Below are 23,580 nucleotides of genomic sequence, written 5' to 3'. Positions count from 1 at the left end.
CATGGACATCAACCTCAGCGACTTCCATTTCTTGCGCCCTCTGTGGTTGTTGCTCGCGCTGTTCGGCGCATTGCTACCGTTGCTGTGGCGGCGCAACCAGGACCTGCAACGGCGCTTGCGCAGCAACATCGCCGCGCACCTGCTGCCGCATCTGCTGATCACCCCGCAGGACCGGCAACGCCTGCGCCCGGTGCATCTGGTGTGTGCGCTGCTGGTACTGGGCGCCATCGCCGCCGCCGGGCCGACCTGGGAGCAGGATCGGCCGGACTTTCTGGAAAACCGTGCGCCGCTGATCATCGCCGTCGACCTGTCGCCCTCCATGGACGCCAGCGATGTTCCCCCCAGTCGCCTGGAAGCGGTCAAGCACAAGCTCCACGACTTGATCCAGCGCCGCGCCGGTTCGCGCAACGCGCTAATTGCCTACGCTGGCAGCGCGCACCTGGTGTTGCCCGCCACCGACGATCCGGCGCTGCTCGATACATTCATTCAGGCCCTGAGCACCGACCTGATCAACAAACCGGGGAAAAATGTCAGCGCGGTCATCGATCAGGCCAAGCGCCTGCTCGCCGCCGAGAAAACACCCGGCACCCTGCTGCTGATAACCGATGGCGCCGACACCTCGGCACTGGCCGGGCTGGACAAGCAACTGGCAGACAGTGCGCTGCAAGTGCTGATATTGGCGGACGGTAGCAGCGACGGCGGGATCATCCGCGATGCCAGCGGCCAGCCACGCACCGACAGCAACGGTCGTCCACAAATGGGCAGCTTCGATCAGGGCGCCCTCAAGCAGCTTGCCTCAACATTGGATGCGCCGCTGGGCAGCCTGACCCTCAACGATGACGATCTGGACTGGATCGAACTGCACGCCGAGCAGCACTTCCAGGCAGCCAGTGACGAACAGCGCGAACTGCACTGGAAAGACGCCGGTTACTGGCTGTGCTGGCCGCTGTTGCTGATCGCCTTCTTCAGCGTGCGCAGGGGCTGGAGCCTGAACTGGATGGGCGCACTGCTGCTGGCGGTGGGCCTGGGCCTGCAACCGGCGCCGGCACAGGCCAACGCGCTGACCGATGCGTTTTTCACCCGCGACCAGCAAGGTCGCTGGGCCTTCGAACATGAGCACTACCCTCAGGCGGCGGCGCTGTTTGTCGATCCGTACTGGAAAGGCGTCGCCGCCTACAACGCGGCCGACTTCGACCTGGCACTGGCCAGCTTCGCGCGGCTCGACACACCGCAGGCGTACTTCTACCTGGGCAACATCTACGTGCGCCGCTTCAAGTTCGATCAGGCCATCGCTGCGTACAACCAGGCGCTGAGGTTGCAACCACAGTTCCCGGAGGCCACCGCCAACCTGGCCCTGGCCATTGCCTTGCAGAAAGACACCGAAAGCGCCGAGAAAAACGCGCCGGAGGTCAAACCCGACGAAATCAAGATGGACAAGGCGCCGGGTAAAGGCCAAAGCAAAAAGGTCGAGACCCAGCAAGCGGCTTCGGATGAGCAATGGTTGCAGAACCTCACCACATCGCCGGCGAAATTCCTCAAGCAGAAATTCAGCTTGCAGGATCAGGCGGGGGGCAAGCCATGATCAGCCTGAAAGTCCGAGTCGCGGCCATCGCGAGCAGGCTCGCTCCTACATTTGATCCAGGCGCACCACAAATCCCCTGTGGGAGCGAGCCTGCTCGCGAAAGGGCCAGATCAATCACCACAACACTCGGCGCCCTGCTCATCGGCCTGATCAGCCTCAACACATTCGCCGCCGACCCTCAACTGAAAGTCCAGGCCTCCCTGCAACCCACCACCCAGGTTATGGTCGGCAGCCTGGTCGAGTTGCAACTCGATGTCTTCACCGACACCTGGTTCACCAGCGCCCCCACCCTGCCCGACCTGAAACTGCCCGGCGCATTGGTGATGCCACCGGACGGCCATGCCCAACACATCAACCAGACTTTCGACGGCCAATCCTTCAGCGGCATGCGCTACAGCTACCTGATCACCCCGAACCTGGCCCAGAGCTTCGACATTCCGGCACTGACGGTACAAGCCACACCGGGTCAGGCCAGCCACGAACTCACCGCCCAGAGCCTGCCTTTGCATTTCAACGCCGCGCAACCTCCGGGGTTCCAGCCTGGTGAGGCAGTGCTGGTGGCCCAAGGCCTGCGGTTTACCCAGAAGACCATCCATTCGGCCACGCCGCTGAAGGTCGGCGACAGCATCACCCGGGAACTGACCTTGCAGGCCGACGGTGCCCTGGCCATGTCACTGCCGACACCGACGCTGGACGACATCAAGGGCCTGAGCCGCTACCCGAAAGCACCGCAAATCCGCAATCTGGATGACGGTCGGGGCAACTTCAATGGCGGCCAGCGCATCGACAGCGTGACGTATCGAATCGACACCGAAGGTCACTACAGCCTGCCCTCCGTCGAACTGAAATGGTGGGATGCCAGCAGCCAGCAAACCCGCACGGCCACGGTGCCTGCCGTGACCTTCGACGCGGCGGCCAACAGCGCCTACAAGCCGGTGTTTTCAATCACCGAAGACCTGAAAACACTCGGCCAGCAGAATCGCCTGCACCTTTCCGGGCACTGGCTCGGACTATTGGCACTGGTGTTGGCGGTGATGGCACTCGGCTGGTTCAGTCGCCCGCTCGTACGCCGCACGTACCTCAAGTGGCAAGCCCGACGCCGCGCCCGCCACGCCGCCTGGCTCGAATCCGCCGACTACGCGTGGCGGCAGATCCCGGCACAAATCGAAGGCAAACCGGCGCAACTCAGCGCCCTGTACCTGTGGACCCGACGCAGCCGCCACGGCCTGAAACTGACCGGTCTCGGCCCGCGCCTGCAAACCTTCCTGCGGGCCTGCTATGGCCGCGAACCGGACAAAGAGCAGGCCCTGCGCCAAATCGGGGAATCCTTGTCTACGCTGCATAGTCAGGCCGGGCGCAACAGAGAATCAGTCTCTTGTGCACTGCATCCGCTCAACCCCGTTCACGAGAAGGACCTCCCATGACGAACTCGATATCGCTACGCCATCGTCGCGCATTCAGTTTCCTGCTGACCCTGGCCTTGAGCCTGCCGCTGCTGGTGCAGGCCGCCGAGCCGCTGCCCTCCTGGAACGATGGGCCGTCGAAAAAGCAGATCATCGAATTCGTGCAGACGGTCACCGATCAAGGCAGCAAGGACTTCGTCAAGCCCGAAGACCGCATTGCCGTCTTCGACAATGACGGCACCTTGTGGAGCGAGCAGCCGATGTACTTCGAGTTGCTGTTCGCCCTGGAAGAAGTCAAACGCACCGCGCCGCAGCACCCGGAGTGGAAAACCACCCAGCCGTTCCAGGCGGTGCTGGAAAACGATCACAAAGCCCTGGCTGCCAGTGGCCTTGAGGGCATGATGAAAATTTTCGGTGCCACCCACACAGGGATGACCACCGAAGCCTTCGATGACTACGCCAAGACCTGGCTGAGCCAGGCCCGCCATCCGAAAACCGGCAAGCCGTACACCGAGATGATCTTCCAGCCGATGCTGGAAATGCTCGACTACCTGCGCGGCAAGGACTTCAAGACTTACATCGTTTCCGGTGGCGACACCGGGTTCATGCGCGCCTTCGCCGAGAAGGTCTACGGCATTCCACCCGAGCAGGTCATCGGCACCACATTCGTCACAACGTTTGACTACAAGGATGGCAAGGCCTCGATCATGCGTACGCCAAAGCTGGCCCACAACGACGATGGCCCGGGCAAACCGGTCAGCATCGACGCGGTGATCGGTCGTCGGCCAATCCTCGCTTTCGGCAATTCCGACAGCGACCTGCAAATGCTCCAGTGGACCGCCGCCGGTCCCGGCAAACGCTTCATGGGCCTGGTGCATCACACCGACGCCAAACGCGAATGGGCTTACGACCGGCAGTCGCAGATCGGTCGCCTGGACAAGGCCCTGGACGAAGCAAACAAACGTGGCTGGACCGTCGTCGACATGGCGTCCGAATGGCGTCGGATCTACCCGTTCGACGCCGCCACACCCGAGCAAGTGCAATAAAAAGACGTAATGCAGGACCGCAAAAAACGTTTGTCGCAGTACGCGACGCAAGTGAGCATAAGGAGCCAGTCAGATGACTCGCATACGTAAATGGATACCGAAACTCGCCCTTGTGGCAGCGTCGGTCATGGCGATTTCGGCAACTGCCGGGGCCGCCGAAAAACCCAACATTCTCGTGATCTTCGGCGACGATATCGGCCAGACCAACATCAGCGCCTATTCCATGGGCGTGGTTGGCTACAAGACGCCGAACATCGACCGGATTGCCAAAGAAGGCATGATGTTCACCGACTACTATGCGGAGAACAGCTGTACTGCAGGACGGTCTTCCTTCATCACCGGGCAGACGCCACTGCGTACAGGGCTTTCGAAAGTTGGCGTGCCTGGCGCACCGGTCGGTTTGCAAAAGCGTGACATCACCATCGCCCAGGCGCTCAAGTCCCAGGGCTACGCGACTGGCCAGTTCGGCAAGAACCACCTGGGCGACAAGGATGAATACCTGCCGACCAACCACGGCTTCGACGAGTTCTTCGGCAACCTGTATCACCTCAATGCCGAAGAAGAACCCGAGCGTCCGTACTGGCCCAAGGACGACCCTGAGTTCGTCAAGGCCTACTCGCCGCGCGGTGTGATTCACAGCTTTGCCGATGGCAAGATCGAAGACACCGGACCGCTGAACACCAAGCGCATGGAAACCATCGACGACGACACCACCGCCGCCGCACAGGCGTTCATCGAGAAGCAAGTCAAGGCGGACAAACCGTTCTTCGTCTGGATGAACACCACCCGTATGCACTTGTTCACTCACGTACGCGAGTCGATGAAGGGGCAGAGCGGCATGCCCGGCAATGACTATGCAGACGGCATGATCGAACATGACGGTGACGTCGGCAAACTGCTGAAAACACTCGACGACCTGAAAATCACCGACAACACCATCGTCGTCTACACCACCGACAACGGCCCGAACCAGTTCTCCTGGCCGGACGCGGCGACCACGCCGTTCCGTAACGAGAAAAACTCCAACTGGGAAGGTGCTTATCGCGTACCGGCGATGATCCGCTGGCCAGGCAAGATCAAGCCGGGTGAGGTCTCCAACGAGATGTTCTCGGGGCTTGACTGGTTCCCGACCCTGCTGGCAGCGGCTGGTGATGCCGATGTGAAGAACAAGCTGCTCAAAGGCTGGGCGCCAACCTCCGGTGGCAACAACTTCAAAGTTCACCTGGACGGTTACAACCAGTTGCCTTACCTGACCGGCCAAGCACCGAAAGGCGAGCGCAAGGAGTTCTACTACTTCAACGACGACGGCATGCTGGTATCGATGCGCTTCGACAACTGGAAAGCGGTGTTCTGCGAACAGCGCGCCCCCGGTGGTTTCAAGGTATGGAGCGAGCCGTTTGTGTGCCTGCGGGTGCCAAAAATCCTCAACCTGAGGATGGACCCGTATGAGCGCGCCGACGTGGTTTCCGACCAGTATTACGATTGGGCAACCAAAAACGTTTATCTGGCGGCTCAAGCCACCGGTAAAGCGGCTGTGTTCCTGCAGACCTTTATCGAGTACCCGCCTAGCCAGAAACCGGCCAGCTTCAGCGTTGACCAGATCCGTGCTGCGGTAGATGCCAAAATCGCTGAAAAAATGAAAGCGCAACAAGCTGCACAGTAAAACCGCTGGACCGCCGCTCGCCTTCATCGGCGAGCGGACTTATTTATGGCGAACACTGGACTCTGTGGCGAGGGGGCTTGCCCCCGTTCGGCTGCGAAGCAGTCGCAAACCAGACGATTTGATTTGCCTGAAACAACGCAAGGGGCTGCTTCGCAACCCAACGGGGGCAAGCCCCCTCGCCACAATAGGTTTGTAAGGTTTGAAATTATCTGACTGACTCAGATCCAGCAGTCACTGTTTTTACGTACCGGAACAAGGCAATCCGCAATGACCTCACGTGTCGCCAGCAAGTCGTCGGCCATACCTGCCCCTCAAGTCGCTTCCCCGGCGCTGTTGATCCCCGCCCTGTTGCTGTTTGTCTCCGGCGCCGCCGCACTGGTGTATCAGGTGTTGTGGATCAAGCAGCTGTCGCTGGTGGTAGGTGTCGAGGTCTATGCCATCACCACCGGGATCAGCGCGTTCTTTGCGGGGCTGGCCTTGGGTGGTTTGTTGTTCGGGCGCTGGGCGGACCGGATGCAGCAACCGGTTGTGCTGTACGCCGGGCTGGAAGTGCTGGTGGCGATACTCGGTGTTGGCGCGACGTTCGCCATGAGCCTGGCGGCCAGCCCCTTTGCCTGGCTGGAAGAACACGTGGGTTTGCTGGCCTGGGTGCTGCCGTTCGCGCTGGTGGGTATTCCCGCACTGTTGATGGGCGGCACCCTGCCGGTACTGGTTCGTTCCCTGGCCACCGACCCGCAACACCTGGGCAAGGCCGGCGGGCAACTGTATGCGGCGAACACCGCCGGGGCCATCGCCGGCACCCTGCTCGCCGCGTTCTTGCTGATTGCCACTCTCGGTGTGCGCGGCAGCGCGCTGGCCGCCGCCATGCTGAACCTGCTGGCCGCAGCTGGGGCCTTGTGGTTCCAGCGCCAGCGCGTGGCACCCGTCGATGCCCCGGTGAAACATCACACTGACAAAGCCCCCGACCGCCTGGCCCTTTGGCTTTACTCCATTGCCGGCGGCGTAGCCCTGGGCTACGAAGTGGTGTGGTCGCAATCGATCGTGCAATTCATGAGTACCCGCACCTACGCCTTTGCCGTGGTGCTGGCGACTTACCTCACCGGGTTGTTCCTGGGCAGCATGCTGCTGGCCCGTCGGGTCGATCGCCTGCGCGATCCCTGGGGGATGTTCGGTTTGCTGATCGCCGCAGCCGGTGCCATTGCCCTGCTGGAAGTGGCGTTGCTCGGACGCTGGCTGGTGCTTGCACAAACCCTGACGGAAGGCTGGGTATTGTCATTGGGCGGCAGTGAGCTGGCGGGCATGAGCACACGCTTTGCCGTGGCCGCCTTGAGCATCGTGTTTGTACCGACCCTGTTGCTGGGGGCAGCGTTCCCGTTGGCCCTGCGCTTGAGTGTCGGCGGTGAACAGGTGGGGCGTAATGTCGGCGAAGTCGTCGCGTTCAATACCCTTGGCGGGATTGTCGGCGTGATGCTCTGCGGCTTTGTCCTGATCCCGATGCTGGGTCTGGTGCGGACCCTGGGACTGCTGGCGATGATCGCCGCCGGTATCGCGTACCTCGCCGTGCGCAAGGGCCATGGGGTGAAGAAAGGCCGGCGTCAGGCGGTGGTTGCCATCGGCCTGGTGTCCCTGGCACTCGCCGTGTTCACGCCGGTCAACAAGCTCGCCAGCCTGCTGCCGGGCGCGCGCAACGGCACGCTGACATTCTACGAAGAAGGCCGTGGCGGCACCGTCGCCGTGGTCACCCAGGGCAAGGGCGAACGAGCATTCCAGCGTTTGTACATTCAGGGCGTGTCCAATACCGGCGACGCCATGCCGTCCCTGCGCTACATGCGCATCCAGGCGCTGCTGCCCCTGTTGATCCACAACGGTGAGCCGCGCTCGGCACTGGTGATCGGTTTCGGTACCGGCATCACCGCGGGCGCCCTGACCCGCTACCCCGGCCTGGAACATCGCGTGGTCGCCGAACTGCTGCCTTCGGTGGTCAAGGCAGCCCCCTTGTTCAAGGGCAATTTCAATGCCGCGGCCGATCCGGGTGTCGATGTGCGCTTGCGTGACGGTCGCCAGGAACTGCTGCGCAATCCGCAGCGATACGACCTGATCACCCTCGAACCGCCGCCGCCCTCCGCTGCTGGCGTGGTCAACCTGTATTCCCGGGACTTCTACCAACTGGCCGCCAGCCGTTTGCACAAACAAGGCCTGGTTGCCCAATGGCTGCCGCTGCCGACGCAGAACATCGACGACTCGCGCTCACTGGTGCGCAGCTTCCTCGACGTGTTCCCTTACGCGACCCTGTGGACCAGCGAATTCCACGAGATGCTGCTGGTGGGTTCGATTGAGCCGATTGAACTGGATGCGGCGAAGATCAACGCACGCTTCCAGCAGGACAGCGTGCGCAGCACCTTGCAGGATGTCGGCGTCGGTTCGGCCGCGGCGTTGCTCGCCACCTGGGTGACTGACCGTGGGGGGCTTGAACGCTTCGCTGGCGATGCGCAACCGGTGACGGACGATCAGCCGAGGATCGAATACGCGCCCTGGGTTCGCTCGAAAGAGATTATCCGCGTGTTGCCCGCCCTGCTCGACTTGCACCAGCCGCCAGCCGTGTTGAACGCCGACGCCGGGTTCATCGAGCGCATGAACACCCAGCAACAACGCCTGATGCAGTTCTATCGGGCGAGCCTGCATGCGTACGACGGTGACCGTGACGCTTGGGCCAGGGATATGCGCGAGGTGATGCGCGGGGATTCCGGGAATCCGTATTACCGGTGGTTTGTCGGGGAGTGATGTGGCGCCTGCTCGCGAAGGGGCCATCAGCTTCACAGCATCCGTTATTTGACAGACGCCGGCCATCCGGCAAAGCTGCATCGAGCGTCAACGCGCGCCGCAAGGCAATCGCACCTGGACCATGGAAGTCGTAATGCCGAAACATAAAAATAAAGCTGCAACCCCAAACCCTGATTCGCAACCGACCCTGATCAACCGTTACCTGTTCCCTGTCACCATCGGCATCCTGCTGCTGGCCGTGGCGGGCATCGGCTGGTTTTTGCTGGGCAGTACACCGACGCCGCTCAAGCCAGTCCCCGTCAGCGCCCCTGTCGTGCAACCGGCCAAACCGCAACCGGTCGCTGTCGCGCCTGCGAAAATGGTCGATGAGCAACAATGCCAGGGCTGCCACGGCGAGCAAGTCAAGGACTGGCAAGGCTCCCATCACCAACTGGCGATGCAGCAAGCCAACGCGGACACCCTGCTCGGCGACTTCAACAACGTCACCTTCAAGGCCGAGAAAGAGACCACGGTGTTCTCGCGCAAAGGCGACGAATTCTGGGTCAACACGCCGGGAATCGATGGCAGGAATGCCGATTTCAAGGTGGCCTACACCTTTGGCATCGCTCCCTTGCAGCAATACCTTATCGAGATTGGCGAAGGCCGGCTCCAGGCCCTCGCCGTGGCCTGGGATACCGAGAAGCACCGCTGGTTTCACCTCTATCCGGGCCAGGGCGTGACCTTCAAGAACCCGCTGCACTGGAGCAAACCGAGCCAGAACGCCAACTTCATGTGCGTCGAGTGCCACACCACCGGTTACAAGCGCAATTTCGATGCGGCGAAAAACACCTTCGACAGTCACTGGAACAGCCTCGGTGTCGGCTGCCAGGCCTGCCATGGCCCGGCGTCCAGTCACCTGGAATGGACCGCGAAGAAAACCGACCTGATCCATGCCGGCTTTGCCGTCGATCTCAAGGACAAGAACGCCACCGTCGAAATCGAAACCTGCGCCCGCTGCCACTCGCGTCGTGCGCCACTGGACGATGGTTACACGGTCGGTAAGCGCCTGATGGACGACTACCTGCCGAGCGTCCTGACCCGCGAGCTGTACGCGCTGGACGGCAAGATCAAGGACGAAGTGTTCGAACACGGCTCCTTTGCCCAGAGCAAAATGTTCGACAAGGGCGTACGTTGCAGCAACTGCCACAACCCCCACAGCACGCAGCTAAAGGCGCCTGGCAATGGCGTGTGCCTGCAATGTCACAACACCGCCGGCAAAACCACTGTGGAAGGTGTCGACGGCAAGGGCCTGCAAGCGAAAAACTACGACTCCATCGAACACACTCGCCACACCATGGGCCAGCCGGGTTCGCAGTGCGTGGATTGCCACATGCCCGGCAAGTTCTACATGGGCAACGACTTCCGCCATGACCACAGCTTCAGCATCCCCAACCCCGAGCGGGCGAAAAAGCTGGGGACACCTGACGCCTGCCTGACCTGTCACCAAGGCAAGGCCGGCGACAAGGTCACCGAGCAGTTCAAGTTGTGGAACACCGCCAACGCCAGCGCCGTACAAGCCCCGCGCTACGATGAAAGCCTGTGGCTGATTCGCAACGGTCAGGCCGGCGCCGCCCAGGCATTGTTCGAACAATTGCAACGCAGCAACCTGCCGGCGATTCAACGGGCGACGCTGCTGGCCGAACTGCCGGCGTACCCGAGCGAACAGGCGTTGAAACTGGCCACCAAGGACCTGGGTAACCCGGCGTCTCAGGTTCGCGAGAGCGCGGTGCGAGCGGTCAGCGCCTTCCTGCCGCCAGCGGAGCGCGCGCCATTGCTGACGCCGTTGCTGAGCGACCCGGTGCGGGCCGTGCGCATCGCCGTCGCCCGGGACTTGCTCAGCGTGGCACGCAATGGTCTGGGCAGCGTTCAGGACAGCTGGAATGCCGCCATCGCCGAGTACGAAGCGGTACAGAAGAGTCTGGCCGAGCGTGCCGAGGCCAACCTGAACCTGGCCATGCTCTATCAGGCCGATGGCCGCAGCGCAGAAGTCGAAGCTTTGCTGCGAACCGCCCTGCAACGCGATCCCGACTTCTACCCGGCGCTGGTCACCCTGGTGCAATGGCTGGAGGCCAACGGTCGCAATCAGGAAGCCCATGCCCTGCTGGCGCAAAGCCTCAAGGACCACCCTGACTCAGGCCTGCTGCAACACACCCAGGGCCTTGCGCTGATTCGTGCGGGCCAGGCCGCTCAAGCCATGCCGTACCTGCGCAAAGCCGCGCAACTGGAGCCACAGAGCGGACAGTTCGGCTATGTGCTGGCGGTGGCCCTGCATGACAGCGGCAAGATTGACCAGGCGTGCGCAGAACTGGAACGGCTGTTGAAAGAACAACCGTCCAACCGCAATGCCCGCTTGTCGTTGATCCAGTACTACCTGGACAACGGCCAGGAGCCCAAGGCCCAGGTGCTGTTGCAGGGCTGGAAGAAAATGAACATGGGGGATCCGGCGTTGAAATGATGCGGGGCTCAAAGGTCTGTCCGACCTGAGTTTTGTATCGGTATTACTGACGTCATCGCGAGCATGCTCGCGATGAGGCCGGTCAATTCAACATCAATGTCGCCTGACTCAACGCCATCGCAGGCAAGCCAGCTCCCACAGAGTCATGAGGCTGAACTGCGTTCCCGGGGAATCAACCCCTGCAATTGCTGCGCCAGAAAGTTCGCATCGAACGGGAACACATCCGGATCTTTCAAACCGTTGGTCTTGCGCCATTGCCAGCTATTGGAAGGTGGCTGACAAACCAGCGAGACACTGCCGAAACGCGCAGCGGTCAAGCCCATCACCGCCAATGAAATCTGCCCGCCCGCCCCCATCACTTCCGGGACAAACTCCACCGCTCTGCCGGCAATCACAATGGACAGCTTCTCGGTCTTGAATGTCGATGTCTCGACAGGAATGCTGGGGCCCGAGGCGACATAGGCTTCCCGACTCACCTCCAGCAAGTGCGGCGCCTGTACCGGCTCCAGCCATTGCCCGATCTGATCGAACAGCTCAGCAATACACGCAGCCCAATTCGCCGACTGGGACTCGAACAGTTGCTTCTTGTGCGCTTCGCTTTCCGCGAAATGGCGCAGCATTTCACCCAGTTGCTGTACATCGTCCATTGCAGTGTTCCTTTGGTTGCAGCGGTACTACGGACATTGAGCATGGCAGATGCGTGAAGCCGGCGTGCGATTAACAGCCAGGAGGTACGTCTGGGGTTTGCCCTGGGCGACTGACTCAACCGGCCTTGGGCGGGCGGCGCAGGCGCGCCATGCTCAAGGTGTCGACCAGCCCCCCGTCGCGCACGGCGTAATCACGGAACAGGCCCTCGGTTTCGAAGCCGAACTTGCGGTACAGGGCAATGGCCGCTTCGTTGTCGGCGTACACCGACAGCTCGATGCGCTGCAGATTCATCCAGTTGTCGGCGATATCCAGCGCCGTCGCGAGCAACTTCGACCCAACGCCCTTGCCCTGCCACGCCACCGCAACACCCATGCCGAAACTGCCGGCATGGGTGCGACGAATGCGTGAGAACTGTTCCAGGCCAATGTTGCCGATGACCGTCCCTTGATGCAAAGCCACCACTTTCACCAGGCGTTCGTTATCCAGCGCCAGGCGACTGCGCCAGAGTTCGGTGGGCTGAAACGGCATTTGCAGGGTTTGACGGGCGATTGCCGGATCGTTGTACAACGCCGCAATGCCTTCGATATGGGATTCGTTGAAGCGTTCGAGGGTGATGACAGGTTCGGTGACTGGCATGGGTGAATCATCCTTGAAGCAGACATGGCCGTTCACTCTATAACGCCACCTTCGGCTGTGGCGAGAACCAAACTTTGATCTCGCTCAGCTTTCGAACCACTCCCGGCGCTCGCTGAAGGTGTGTTCGATCAACTCGACGACCATCCGTACCTGCGCGTTGTCCCCTGAGTCGGCGTTGACCGCCATCCACACCTGACGCTGCATCGGCTGGCCAAACAGGCCCGGCAAGGCAATCAGCCCGCGGTCAAAGTGGCTCATGTAGTGCGGCAGCAGGCCGATGCAGGCACTGCAACGGATCATCTCCAGCATCAGCTCCCAGGATTGCAGCTGCACCGCTCCCGCCAGGCGCTGATCCACCAGTGCATGCCATGGCCGGAAGCTTTCGACCTGGCTGTCCTGCCGCCATTGCACCAGGAGAAAATCGGCCAGGTCATCCAGGCATTCCGGCCTGGAAGCAACCCGCGAATAGCGCTTGGCAATGTGCGGCAGGTAATCCAGTTGCGCCAGACGTCGGGGTTCGGTGGTGGCAAAGCTCGGCCCCGGCAACGGCGATCCCGTCTCCCCCAGCCACACCACCACGTCGGCGCTGACCGCCTGCAATGCCAGCTCGCTGTCGAGGGTCATGATGTCCAGCCGCACGCTGGCGTTGCGCCGCAGCAGTGCAACCAGGTCACGCCCGAGAATGTCATGCAGGATCGAATCCGCCACGGCCAGGCGAATCAACGGCTGCTCGATGACCGGCAGGTTGCGCTCATGGGCCAGGGCGATCAGTTGGGCGTGCAAACGCAAGCCATCGCGGCTGAGGCTGAAACCATTGTCAGAATGGTTGAACAGCGAACACTGGAGCTGCGTTTCCAGCAGCACCAGTTGCCTGCGCAGACGAGTGGCCTTGATGTTGAGACTGCGGGCGGCCTGCATGAAGCAACCGCAACGGGCGCTGACGGTGAAACACAGCGCCAGTTCGGGGTCGATACCCGCCGCCAGCTGGCGCCATGACGCGTTTTTATCGATGGTTACACGATACTCGGCAGCGCCCTGGTGGGTGCCGGTTTCCATGAATGACATCGAGGACTCCCTGTCTATCTGACACTGACAGGTGCATCCTGCGGATCCTTCATGAAGCTGCTGTGACAATGACTCAGGCGCTGGGTGTCTGCCGGAAGCTCACGGCCAGGCGATTCCAGCTGTTGATGGTGGTGACGGCGATGGTCAGGTCGACCGTTTCGCATTCACTGAACTGCTCCAGGGTCTGGGCATAGACATCGTCCGGCACGTGGCTTTCGGAGAGCAAGGTGACCGCCTCGGTCCAGGCCAGTGCGGCTCTTTCCCGGGGATTGAAAAAGTTGCTGTCGCGCCAGACCACTATGGAATACAGGCGCCGGTCGCTTTCGCCCAGGCGCCGTGCATCCACCGAGTGCATGTCGGTGCAAAAGGCACAGCCATTGAGCTGCGAAGCACGAATCTTGATCAGGTGCAGCAGGCCCTGCTCGATGCTCAGGCTGCTGGTCAGGGCCTCCATGGCGATCATGGCTTTCATCGCCTTGGGGGACGCGCTGTAGTAATCCAGACGGGGGTTCATGGAGCGATCTCGTGCAACCGTGAGGTGATCTTCACGGTAGTCGCTGGCGCGCAGGCATGACAGATCCAATCAGGCGATTTTCCCGGTGACCACCGTCGCCAGACCAATTGACGGTTTTTCCACTGCACAACTTCTGCACCACAGGCGGATAAGCGTAATCTTGCGCGACGCACACGCGCCTCAACAGCCCCGGAGCCTCGCCGGTATGGAACTACATGTTGTCATCAACGGCCGCAAGGACCTGGCCGGCCAGCTGTACAACCAACTGCGCAGCGCCATCGAGTCCGGGCGCCTGGCCGCCGGGGCGCAACTGCCGCCCAGCCGCTTGCTGGCCGAACAACTGGGTATTTCGCGCAAGACCATTTCCGACACTTACGCCCAGCTGACCTACGAAAACTTCCTCACCGGGGTGGTCGGCAAAGGCACCTACGTCAACGCACGCTCGTCGAAGGTGCAGCGTAAACAGAGCCACACCGAGCTTGGCGGCTTCGAGGTGATCGAGTCCTGGCGCAAACTGCCGGTGTTTCTGCGTCATCCGACCCTGGAAGGCTCGCTGCGCTACGACTTCATTGGTGGCGCCACCAGCAAGGGCCAGTTCCCCCAGGATGACTGGCGGCGCTGCACCTCCCATGCGCTGCGCCAGATTGCCAGTTCCAAGGGCTTGTACAGCTTGCCCGAGGGCTTGCCGGCGCTGCGTAACGCCATTGCGCAGCACATCGCGTTCTCCCGCGGGGTCAATTGTCAGGATGAGGATGTGGTGGTGTGCAACGGCGCGCAACAGGCGCTGGACCTGATTGCCCGGGTGCTGATCAGTCCGGGCAGCCTGGTCGCCATGGAGGACCCCGGCTACCCGCCGGCGCGCCTGCTGTTCGGCACCCATGGCGCCACGGTGATCGGTGTACCGGTGGACGCCGAAGGCATTGTGGTGGACCGGATTCCTCGCGGCACTCGCCTGATCTATGTCACCCCGTCGCACCAGTTCCCCCTGGGCATGCCCATGAGCCAGGCGCGCCGGGAAGCACTGCTGGCCAAGGCCCATGAGCTGGGTGCGATCATCATCGAGGACGACTACGACAGCGAATTCCGCTATGAAGGCCGCCCCACCGACTCCCTGCAAAGCCTGGATGAACGGGGGATCGTCGCGTACGTCGGGACGTTCTCCAAAACCCTGTTGCCGGAACTGCGGCTCGGTTATGCCATCCTGCCGCCAGCGATCCTTGAGGCCGTGGTGCGCGCCAAACAGCTCACCGACCTGCACACCTCGACCCTGCCGCAATGGGCGCTGGCCAAGTTCATCGCCGAAGGCTGCCTGCTCAAGCACATCCGTCGCTGCCATACGGTCTATGCCGGGCGCCGCGAGCGGATCCTGATGCGCATGGCCGGCGACCTCTCGCCCTGGCTGGAGGCGGTGCCGTCCACCGCCGGCTTCCACATGGTGGTGATGTGCAAAGTACCGATGGATATTCCATTGGTGATCGAACTGGCAAAAAAAGTCGAAGTCGGGCTCTATGCCATCGACAGCTTTTTCTATCAGCAAGCGCCCAAGGCCGGGCTTTTCTTCGGTTTTGGCGCCATCGAAACCCTCGACATCGACATCGCCCTGGACCGTTTGCGCGACATCCTGCAACAGGTGGCCTGACGGATTGGCCTGCGAGTTTATCCGGCGATTGGCTATTGGTGGTCCCGGGGGCCGGGCCTATCCTGCATAGGCGTTATCCCTCAATGAGCAGGATTCGTCCGGCCTGATTCAGGAGTGTGAGCAATGTCCCATGAAGTGATCAATACCGTACAGGTGCAGGCCGTCGCCGGCCGCTCGGATGAACTGGGTAAGCAACTGCAGAAGATTGTCGAAACCCTGCGTGAACTTCCCGGCTGCGAATCCTATATGGTCGACCGCTGCCCCGAGGACACCAATCGCTGGACCGTCAGCGCCCACTGGCAATCGGAAGCGGCCATGCGATCGCATTTCAACTGCCCTCAAGTCCAGGGCTTCATCAGCCTGATCGACAGCCAGTTGGCCAATGCCGTGGACTTCAACAGTTTTCCGATCGTTTAACCATTTCCTGTGGTGAGGGAGCTTGCTCCTTCACCATCATTTTTTTTCCGTTGGCCCTTCTGCAATTGGTCCCCTCGCCTTCCAGAACATTGGCTGTTTAACCTCTACAGCTTGCGCACTACTGTGGTTTGCAACAACCAACCACCGCAGGTAAAGAACCATGAACGTGTTGCGCTTCTGTGCTGCCCCCCTTGCCGCCCTGGCCCTGATGTCTTGCGCATCGGCCTTTGCCCATGACCCTTCGGAAAAGGTCACCGTCTTGCAGGACGAAATGCTGAAGAACGTCCCCGGCAAGAAAGCGCTGATGATCGAAGTCGATTACCAACCCGGTCAGTCTTCCATCGCCCACAAACACGACGGCACCACCATGGCCTATGTCCTTTCCGGAGAAATCACCTCCCAGGTGAAGGGCCAGCCAGCGAAAACCTACAAGCCCGGAGAGTTCTGGTATGAGCCGGCGGGTTCGGAGCACATGGTGTCGAAAAACGCCAGCGCGACCCAGCCGGCCAAGTTGTTGGTGTTCATGGTATTGGCCTCCGATGAAAAAGTGTTGATCCCACTGGAACACTGATGGCTGAACGTACAGCTATAAATAAAAAGGCTCGAATCGCGAATTCGGGCCTTTTTATTTCCTCACGCAATTAACCGAAGACCTTTAAACCAAACAAAACTATTGCTCACCTGACAAGTGCGAACATTGGCTATTTAAATCAATCATCCAGGGTTTAGTCTTGAGTCACCGTCGGCACTTCGCCGGCAACTTCAACTTTCGACCAAGTTGTTTCACTGGAGAAACACCATGAAACTTGCGCTTGTCAGTACGTTGACGATGGCCGCTCTCTTGGCTGGCTGCTCGATTCCCACGGCACCTACCGCAGTCTCTTCACTGGACGGAGTCTTCACCGAACCGGTGGGCCGCAGCAACGCGACCCGCATCCCCAACGGCAGCCAGGTGTCGCTGGGCGTCGTGTACAGCCGCAACACCCAGGCCAACCGTGCCTATCTTCAGGACTACCAGGCCAACGCCGGCACCGGTTTCGGCCAGAGCCTGCTGGTACAACCGATTCACGATGCCTATGTCGCCACCTCGAAACCCGATCTGGCAGTGGACTGGGTCAAGGCTTCGCTGCAACGCCAGTTTGGTTCAGTGACGGTTTACCCGGACATGCAAAGCCTCAAGGCCGCAAAACCGGATGTGGTGGCCATCGTCGACAGCCGCAGCCAATTGATCACTTCACGCAGTTCGGATGTCGAGTCCAGAGTCAGCGCGGATTTCTATGATCGCGACTTCAACTACATCGGGACTGCACAAGGTCATGACGCCAAAGCGCTCAGTCCGGTATGGGCCGACTACAAGCGCAGTGAAGAGATCGTTGCCGATATCAATGAGCAACAAACTGTGCAGGTACGGGCGTTGCAGAAGTTTGACCAGTCGCTCAATAGTATGATGACCCACCCGACAAACAACCTTTCGACAATTGAAACCGCAACAGACCGCAAGACCTTCTGAATGCAAAGTTATGGTGATCAGCCTTGTTCTTGAAATGACGGGGCTGATCACATCAAAGCAATTGCCGCGAAAAAATACGAAACAATTAACTACAGCACCACTCATCTGGCCGGCGTTATTCTGGGCGCCCACGCAGGGAATACACTACATTAAATAAAGGACTATTTATGAATACAAGCGAAGAACGCTCATTTATCGCGCGCCTTACTTGCGATGGCAGCCCCATTACCTTTCTCCAGGAGCTTATGTTACCGGCCCTTCTCAATAGCGAAGCGTTGCCGAAAAACATCATCACGGCTCAAAACGACTATCGTCGGGCCCCTAAACTTGTTCGTGACCCTTTCACTAACGAAATGGTTCCCGTTGGAAGTTCCATCCCAACCAAGGACACCGTGGTCGTGCATTTCATATGCTATGACGACTATTACAATATGAAAATAGTCGGCAACCCCTATGATCAACAGTACATCAGCAAAAACGACAAGGGTGTTCTGGCGGCCCTTCCACCCGCTGGAGGGAACACCACTTCATTTAACTTGCTGGATGCTGACTACAACATCATCACCCTCGGTGACTTGAGCTCTGACACGCCTACCGTCTACTTGAAAGCCCGTCATGCGGGAGTCATCAGAAAACAAATAAATACGAGCACGGACAGTTACTCGACTTTTAATGATCGCTCGGGAGACATTGTGAAGTTCAGGTTAAATATCCTCAAAAGGCATGCAGTCTGACCTCGCCTCTCAACAGCCTATCCTTGATATGGCGACTTGCACTCAAGCCAATCGCTTTCTCTTGAACAAAAAAAAGCCCCGCATCTTTCAATGCGGGGCTTTTTCATTCAACGCCTGATCAGGCAGCCGGTTCCAGCTCGGCGGCGACAGCGGCAGGCACTACCGCTTGACCGCTCAATGCCAGGTCCAGCAGTTCACGGTTGGCCACCGCATACATGGCGTAGTCAGTACCGCTGGCGGCACGGATTTCCACCAGCATGGCACGCCAGCGCTCGATCATGCTCTCGTTCTGCGCCATCCACAGGGAGAGCCGTGCTTCCACGTCCTGGGTGCCGTCGCCCTGTTGCAGGACCGAGATGGTGATCGCACGTTGCTGCCAGTCGACGTCATCGCGGAACGCTTCACGGGCCAGGGCCTGCCAGTTGTTTTCAACCGGCAATGCGCTGATCTGTGCCAGGTACCAGGTGATGTCCAGCGCGCTGCCCACGGCGAAGTACGCCTTGGCCACGTCCGCCGGGTCCTGGCCGGTCACGTCGGAGGCCTCGATGATCGGCAGCAGGGTGTACAGGTGCGAAGTACCAGCCACCATGCGCGCCAGCAACTCCGGCACACCGGCTTCGACGTAGGCCTGGTAACGCGCCTGCCAGGTTTCGCGGATCGGGCCGATCAGCAGTTCGTCGAGCTTGAGGCCCAACTCCTTCAGATGCGGACCGAAGTGCGCGACGTCACGGGCAGCGTTCTGCTCGTTGCGACGGGCACGCAGGAACCAGCGAGTAGCACGACGACCCAGACGCATCAGCTCGTCCATCAGCTCCAGTTGCACGTCGGCGGAGACCTGGTAGTCCAGGTTCTCGATCTGACGGAACCAGTGCGGGAGGTGGAAAATGTCACGCACGATCACATAAGCGCCTGCCACGTTCGCCGGGCTCATGCCGGTCGACTCTTTGAGTCGTTGAACGAAGGTGATGCCCATGTGGTTGACCAGATCGTTGGCGATCTGGGTGCTGACGATTTCGCGCTTCAGACGGTGACGACGCATGGCCGCGGAGAACTTGCTCACCAGCGTTGGCGGGAAAGCGGTTTCCATGTCGCGGGTCAGGTAGTCGTCGTCCGGCACCAGGGAGCCCAGCAACTGCTCCTTGAGGTCGATCTTGCTGTACGAGATCAGCACCGACAACTCGGCACGGGTCAGGCCATGGCCTTCAGCGACGCGTTCGTTGATGGCTTCTTCAGCCGGCAGGAACTCGATGGCGCGATCCAGCTTGCCACGGCCTTCCAGGTCGTTCATCAGGCGCTTGTATTCGGCGATCCGCGGCAAGGCGCGACGGGCTGCCAACGACAGGGCCTGAGTCTGCTTGTAGTTGTTGCCCAGCACCAGACCACCGACTTCGTCGGTCATGCTCGCCAGCAACTCATTACGTTGCTTGTCGGTCATGTCGCCGGCCTGAACCACTTCGTTCAGCAGGATCTTGATGTTCACTTCGTGGTCGGAGCAGTCCACGCCACCGGCGTTGTCGATGAAGTCGGTGTTGGAACCACCGCCATTGAGGCCAAACTCGACGCGACCCAGTTGGGTCATGCCCAGGTTACCGCCCTCGCCCACGACTTTGCAGCGTAGTTCGTTGCCGTTCACGCGCAGTGCATCGTTGGCCTTGTCGCCGACATCGGCGTGGCTTTCAGTGCTGGCCTTGACGTAAGTACCGATACCGCCGTTCCACAACAGATCCACCGGTGCCTTGAGCAAGGCATTCAGCAGCTCGGTCGGAGTCAGCTTGTCGGCCTTGATGTCGAAGCGTTCCTGCATTTGCGGGGAAATCGCAATGCTCTTCGCGCTACGGGAGAAGATGCCGCCACCTTCGGACATGATGCTGGTGTCGTAGTCCGACCAGGCCGAACGCGGCAGGTCGAACAGGCGCTGGCGCTCGGCGAAGCTCGACGCCGGCTCAGGGTTCGGATCGATGAAGATGTGCAGGTGGTTGAAGGCCGCGACCAGTTGCAGCTTGTCGGACATCAGCAAGCCGTTACCGAACACGTCACCGGCCATGTCGCCGACACCGACCACGGTGATGCTGTCTTCCTGGACATTGATGCCGCGCTCGCGGAAGTGGCGCTGTACGCCGACCCACGCGCCCTTGGCGGTGATGCCCATCTTCTTGTGGTCGTAACCGGCCGAACCACCGGACGCAAACGCGTCACCCAGCCAGAAGCCGTAGTCGATAGCGATGCCGTTGGCGATGTCGGAGAAGGTCGCAGTGCCCTTGTCCGCCGCCACTACCAGGTACGGGTCATCGTGGTCATGACGCACGACGTTGGCCGGCGGCACCAGGGCGCCGTCCTTCAGGTTGTCGGTGATGTCCAACAGGCCCGAAATGAAGATGCGGTAGCAGGCGATGCCCTCGGCCGCGATCTCGTCACGGCTGCCGCCCAATGGCAGGCGACGCGGCAGGAAGCCGCCCTTCGCACCCACCGGCACGATCACCGAGTTCTTCACTTGCTGGGCTTTTACCAGGCCCAGGACTTCGGTACGGAAGTCTTCTTCACGGTCAGACCAGCGCAGGCCGCCACGAGCCACGTTGCCGAAGCGCAGATGCACGCCTTCGACGCGCGGCGAGTAAACGAAGATTTCGAACTTCGGTACAGGCTTCGGCAGTTCAGGGATCAAGTGCGGGTTGAACTTGAAGCTGAAGTACGACTTGTTATGGCCGTTCGCATCGGTCTGGTAGAAGTTGGTACGCAGGGTGGCCTTGATCAGGTCCAGGTAGCGACGCAGGATGCGGTCTTCGTTCAGTACCTGGACGTCGTCCAGGGCGCTGAGGATCGCGTGTTCCAGGCGTTGCTGCTTGTCGTCCAGATCGTCGCCGGTCAGCTTGCGCGCCAGGTAGAAACGGGTCTTGAACAACCGGGTCAACTCGCGAGCGATGTCGGTGTGGTTGTTCAGGGTGCTGGCGATGTAGCCCAGGTCGAAGCCCAGACGGATCTGCTTCATGTAGCGGGCGTAGGCGCGCAGCAGCGCAACGTCGCGCCATGGCAGGCCGGCAGTCAGCACCAGACGGTTGAACGCGTCGTTCTCGGCTTCGCCACGCACGATGTGGACGAAGGCGTCCTGCAGCGTGTCGTTGAGTTGCTGGATATCGAGTTCCAGGCCTTCGGCAGCAGTGAACGCGAAGTCGTGAATCCAGAACTCGCGGCCACTGTTGTGGCGCAGGCGGTACGGGAACTCACCCAGCACGCGCAGGCCGAGGTTTTCCAGGATCGGCAGAACATCGGACAGTGCCAGCGGGGTATCGGCGTGGTACAGCTTGCAGTGCAGCATGCGCTGGCCGGACACCTGGCCAAGCGGCTGATAGAAGCTCATCACCAGCGGATTTTTTTCGTTGAGGCTCAGCAGGTGCTGCATGTCGACCACAGCCGAGTGGGCTGCGAAACGCTCGCGGTAACCGGCCGGGAAGCCTTTCGGGAAGTCGGCCAGCACGTTGGTGCCGTGGGCTTCACCGAAGCTTTCAACGGTCAGGGCGGCGTAGTCGTCCTGCCAGCTGCGGCAGGCCTGCACTACTTCTTTTTCCAGCAGCAGCGGGTCGATGTCGAGGCGGTTTTTCGGGTCGACGCGCAGGATCAGCTGCACGCGGGCCAGCACGGACTCGGAGAAGAAAGTCCAGAACTCGCAATCGGTCGCTTTCAGGCGATCCATCAGCACTTGCTGGATCTTCTGGCGCACTTCGGTGGAATAGATGTCACGCGGCACGTAGGCCAGGCAGTAGCAGAAACGGCCGTACGGGTCTTTGCGCAGGAACACGCGAATCTTGTTGCGTTCCTGGATCTGCACGATCGACATCACGGTGCTGAACAGCTCGTCCACCGGGGTCTGGAACAGATCGTCGCGCGGCAGCACTTCGAGCACCTGCGCCAGTTCCTTGCCCAGGTGAGCCTTGGCCTGGAAGCCGGAACGGTGTTCGATTTCCTCGACCTTGCGGCGGATGTACGGGATAACCCGCACGCTCTCGCCATACACCGACGAGGTGTACAGGCCCATGAAACGGCATTCCTTGATGACCTTGCCGTTGGCGTCGATTTCGCGGATCGATACGTAGTCCGGGTAAGCCGGACGGTGTACACGGCTTGGGTGCGCAGCCTTGGCGAACGACAGCAGGGTCGGTTCGCGCAGGTAGTTCACGGCGTAGTCTTCGATGCGCAGGTCATCGTAGGTCAGGCCGGCACGCAGCAACTTGGTCAGGCCGAGGAAGGAGTCCTTGTCGTAAACGATATGGCCGCCATCGGCTTCATCGCTGACCACGAACTCTTCATAACCGAGGAAGGTGAAGTGGTTGCCCACCAGCCATTCCAGGAAGCTCTTGATTTCGCTCTTTTCGTCGCCATCGACGGCGAACTGGCTGTTGTCCAGCTTGGTCAGGATCTCCTGGACCTTGGCCTTCATCGGCTCGAAATCGCCGACGGCCACGCGGACTTCACCGAGCACCTGCTCCAGTTCTTTGCTCAGCACATTGAGCTCGGCGGTGTTGGCGCAGCGGTCGATTTCCAGGTACATCAACGACTCTTGCAGAATGTCGTCGCCCTGGGTGCCTTTAGGCAGGACTTCCAGCAACTCGCCCTTGCTGCCACGACGCACGCTGAGCACGGTGGTTTGCAGGGTATGGATGCTGTAGCCGCGGCGGTTCAGCTCGGTACGCACCGAGTCCACCAGGAAAGGCAGGTCGTGGTGCAGCACTTCGACCGCGGTATGGGTCGACTGCCAGCCGTGACGTTCGTAATCAGGGTTGTAGACGCGCACTTGCGGCTGCGCGTGATCAAAGCGCTCAAGCAGGCGCCATGCAGAAAGGGTGCAGCCAGCGAGGTCGGACAACCGCCGCTGGGTCAGCTCGTCAAGGGAAATGATGCCGAAGAATTGTTCAGCGAACAGCGCCACTTGTGGCAGTGCCTGTTCACTGATGTGCTGCGCCAGTGCCGCTTGCAGTTGGTGCTGGAAGTCGGCTTTGCTGGCTGCGGTGAAGAACGCCATCTGTGGTACTCCGCTTGGGCTTGTTATTGATGGAAGCGTCGCGTGCAAAACCCCTGTTCGGGGCTACCCGTCACCCGTTCCTGATTCTCGGGCAGAGGAAACAGGGTGACAGGTGGGTGAAGCTGGACGGGACACTCGGGTCACATTCACCTTCCGTGAATGGGCATCTGCAAAAACGACTGGGCTGCGGACAACGCAATGTCTTTACGGGTGCTCATCCGTTGCGCAGCTTAACCAGTGCGGCAAGGCCCGTGCTTGCGATGCTGCGACATATTCGGTCAACGGCACGCAGCTTGAGGGCGGCGCATCGAACAACACTAGCATTCGCACAGAAAAATGACGGTTTTCCGTCCGGCTTTACGGGACATCCGTACCAGAAACGACCAGCAACACTTCGCTCGGTCACGACACATCCTCTGACACTCAGCCAAGCA

Annotated in this window: 16 protein-coding genes; 11 read left to right on the top strand and 5 right to left on the bottom strand. The window is 60.6% G+C overall.

Going from position 1 to position 23,580, the window contains the following annotated elements; all coding sequences use genetic code 11:
• Position 1: 1 nt before the first annotated feature.
• From AABM52_RS13765 to AABM52_RS13740, 6 genes are all read left to right on the top strand, one after another.
• The gene (locus tag AABM52_RS13765) at positions 2 to 1,582 is read left to right on the top strand and encodes a VWA domain-containing protein (RefSeq protein ID WP_347912304.1); all 1,581 of its coding nucleotides are present in this window, start codon (positions 2 to 4) and stop codon (positions 1,580 to 1,582) included.
• On the top strand, positions 1,579 to 3,006 hold the full coding sequence (locus AABM52_RS13760) for a hypothetical protein (RefSeq protein ID WP_347912302.1): 1,428 nt from the start codon (positions 1,579 to 1,581) through the stop codon (positions 3,004 to 3,006). Before AABM52_RS13765 ends, AABM52_RS13760 begins: the two co-directional genes overlap by 4 nt.
• Positions 3,003 to 4,031, top strand: a complete 1,029-nt coding sequence (locus AABM52_RS13755; RefSeq protein ID WP_347912301.1) for an HAD family hydrolase — start codon at positions 3,003 to 3,005, stop codon at positions 4,029 to 4,031. Before AABM52_RS13760 ends, AABM52_RS13755 begins: the two co-directional genes overlap by 4 nt.
• 73 nt (positions 4,032 to 4,104) lie before the next feature.
• Positions 4,105 to 5,694, top strand: coding sequence for an arylsulfatase (locus AABM52_RS13750; RefSeq protein WP_347912300.1), 1,590 nt, complete (start codon positions 4,105 to 4,107; stop codon positions 5,692 to 5,694).
• Positions 5,695 to 5,961: 267 nt separating this feature from the next.
• Positions 5,962 to 8,475 carry a fused MFS/spermidine synthase gene (locus AABM52_RS13745; protein WP_347912299.1) on the top strand — a complete coding sequence of 838 codons (2,514 nt, stop codon included), beginning with the start codon at positions 5,962 to 5,964 and terminating at the stop codon, positions 8,473 to 8,475.
• Between the two features lie 133 nt (positions 8,476 to 8,608).
• The gene (locus tag AABM52_RS13740) at positions 8,609 to 10,969 is read left to right on the top strand and encodes a tetratricopeptide repeat protein (protein ID WP_347912298.1); all 2,361 of its coding nucleotides are present in this window, start codon (positions 8,609 to 8,611) and stop codon (positions 10,967 to 10,969) included.
• A gap of 143 nt (positions 10,970 to 11,112) precedes the next feature.
• On the opposite strand, the gene AABM52_RS13735 is transcribed toward AABM52_RS13740, so the two are convergent.
• From AABM52_RS13735 to AABM52_RS13720, 4 genes are all read right to left on the bottom strand, one after another.
• Positions 11,113 to 11,616 (bottom strand): hypothetical protein, encoded by a 504-nt coding sequence (locus AABM52_RS13735; protein ID WP_347912297.1) that lies wholly within the window; start codon positions 11,614 to 11,616, stop codon positions 11,113 to 11,115.
• A gap of 115 nt (positions 11,617 to 11,731) precedes the next feature.
• On the bottom strand, positions 11,732 to 12,253 hold the full coding sequence (locus tag AABM52_RS13730; protein WP_347912295.1) for a GNAT family N-acetyltransferase: 522 nt from the start codon (positions 12,251 to 12,253) through the stop codon (positions 11,732 to 11,734).
• Between the two features lie 84 nt (positions 12,254 to 12,337).
• A complete protein-coding gene (locus AABM52_RS13725) occupies positions 12,338 to 13,318 on the bottom strand; it encodes a LysR family transcriptional regulator (RefSeq protein ID WP_347912293.1) in 981 nt (326 codons plus the stop codon).
• Between the two features lie 73 nt (positions 13,319 to 13,391).
• A complete protein-coding gene (locus AABM52_RS13720) occupies positions 13,392 to 13,832 on the bottom strand; it encodes a carboxymuconolactone decarboxylase family protein (RefSeq protein ID WP_347912291.1) in 441 nt (146 codons plus the stop codon).
• Between the two features lie 205 nt (positions 13,833 to 14,037).
• Between AABM52_RS13720 and AABM52_RS13715 the strand changes: the two genes are divergently transcribed.
• The 5 genes from AABM52_RS13715 (at position 14,038) to AABM52_RS13695 (ending at position 18,132) form a co-directional block, all read left to right on the top strand.
• Entirely contained in the window at positions 14,038 to 15,471 is a 1,434-nt protein-coding gene (locus AABM52_RS13715; protein WP_347912290.1) for a PLP-dependent aminotransferase family protein, read from the top strand.
• A gap of 123 nt (positions 15,472 to 15,594) precedes the next feature.
• Positions 15,595 to 15,888 carry an antibiotic biosynthesis monooxygenase family protein gene (locus AABM52_RS13710; protein WP_223461009.1) on the top strand — a complete coding sequence of 98 codons (294 nt, stop codon included), beginning with the start codon at positions 15,595 to 15,597 and terminating at the stop codon, positions 15,886 to 15,888.
• Positions 15,889 to 16,048: 160 nt separating this feature from the next.
• Complete coding sequence (locus AABM52_RS13705) at positions 16,049 to 16,459, top strand: cupin domain-containing protein (RefSeq protein ID WP_347912289.1); 411 nt, start codon at positions 16,049 to 16,051, stop codon at positions 16,457 to 16,459.
• Between the two features lie 228 nt (positions 16,460 to 16,687).
• Positions 16,688 to 17,398 carry an ATPase gene (locus AABM52_RS13700; protein WP_347912288.1) on the top strand — a complete coding sequence of 237 codons (711 nt, stop codon included), beginning with the start codon at positions 16,688 to 16,690 and terminating at the stop codon, positions 17,396 to 17,398.
• Between the two features lie 167 nt (positions 17,399 to 17,565).
• Positions 17,566 to 18,132: a hypothetical protein gene (locus AABM52_RS13695; RefSeq protein WP_347912286.1), complete on the top strand. Its 567-nt coding sequence runs from the start codon at positions 17,566 to 17,568 to the stop codon at positions 18,130 to 18,132.
• A gap of 118 nt (positions 18,133 to 18,250) precedes the next feature.
• Here AABM52_RS13695 and AABM52_RS13690 read toward each other — a convergent pair whose 3' ends face one another.
• The gene (locus tag AABM52_RS13690; protein WP_347912284.1) at positions 18,251 to 23,146 is read right to left on the bottom strand and encodes an NAD-glutamate dehydrogenase; all 4,896 of its coding nucleotides are present in this window, start codon (positions 23,144 to 23,146) and stop codon (positions 18,251 to 18,253) included.
• Positions 23,147 to 23,580 lie beyond the last annotated feature (434 nt).

It is taken from the genome of Pseudomonas grandcourensis (genome assembly GCF_039909015.1).
Lineage (GTDB): Bacteria > Pseudomonadota > Gammaproteobacteria > Pseudomonadales > Pseudomonadaceae > Aquipseudomonas > Aquipseudomonas grandcourensis.
This window is presented reverse-complemented; position numbering and strand designations above follow the sequence as displayed.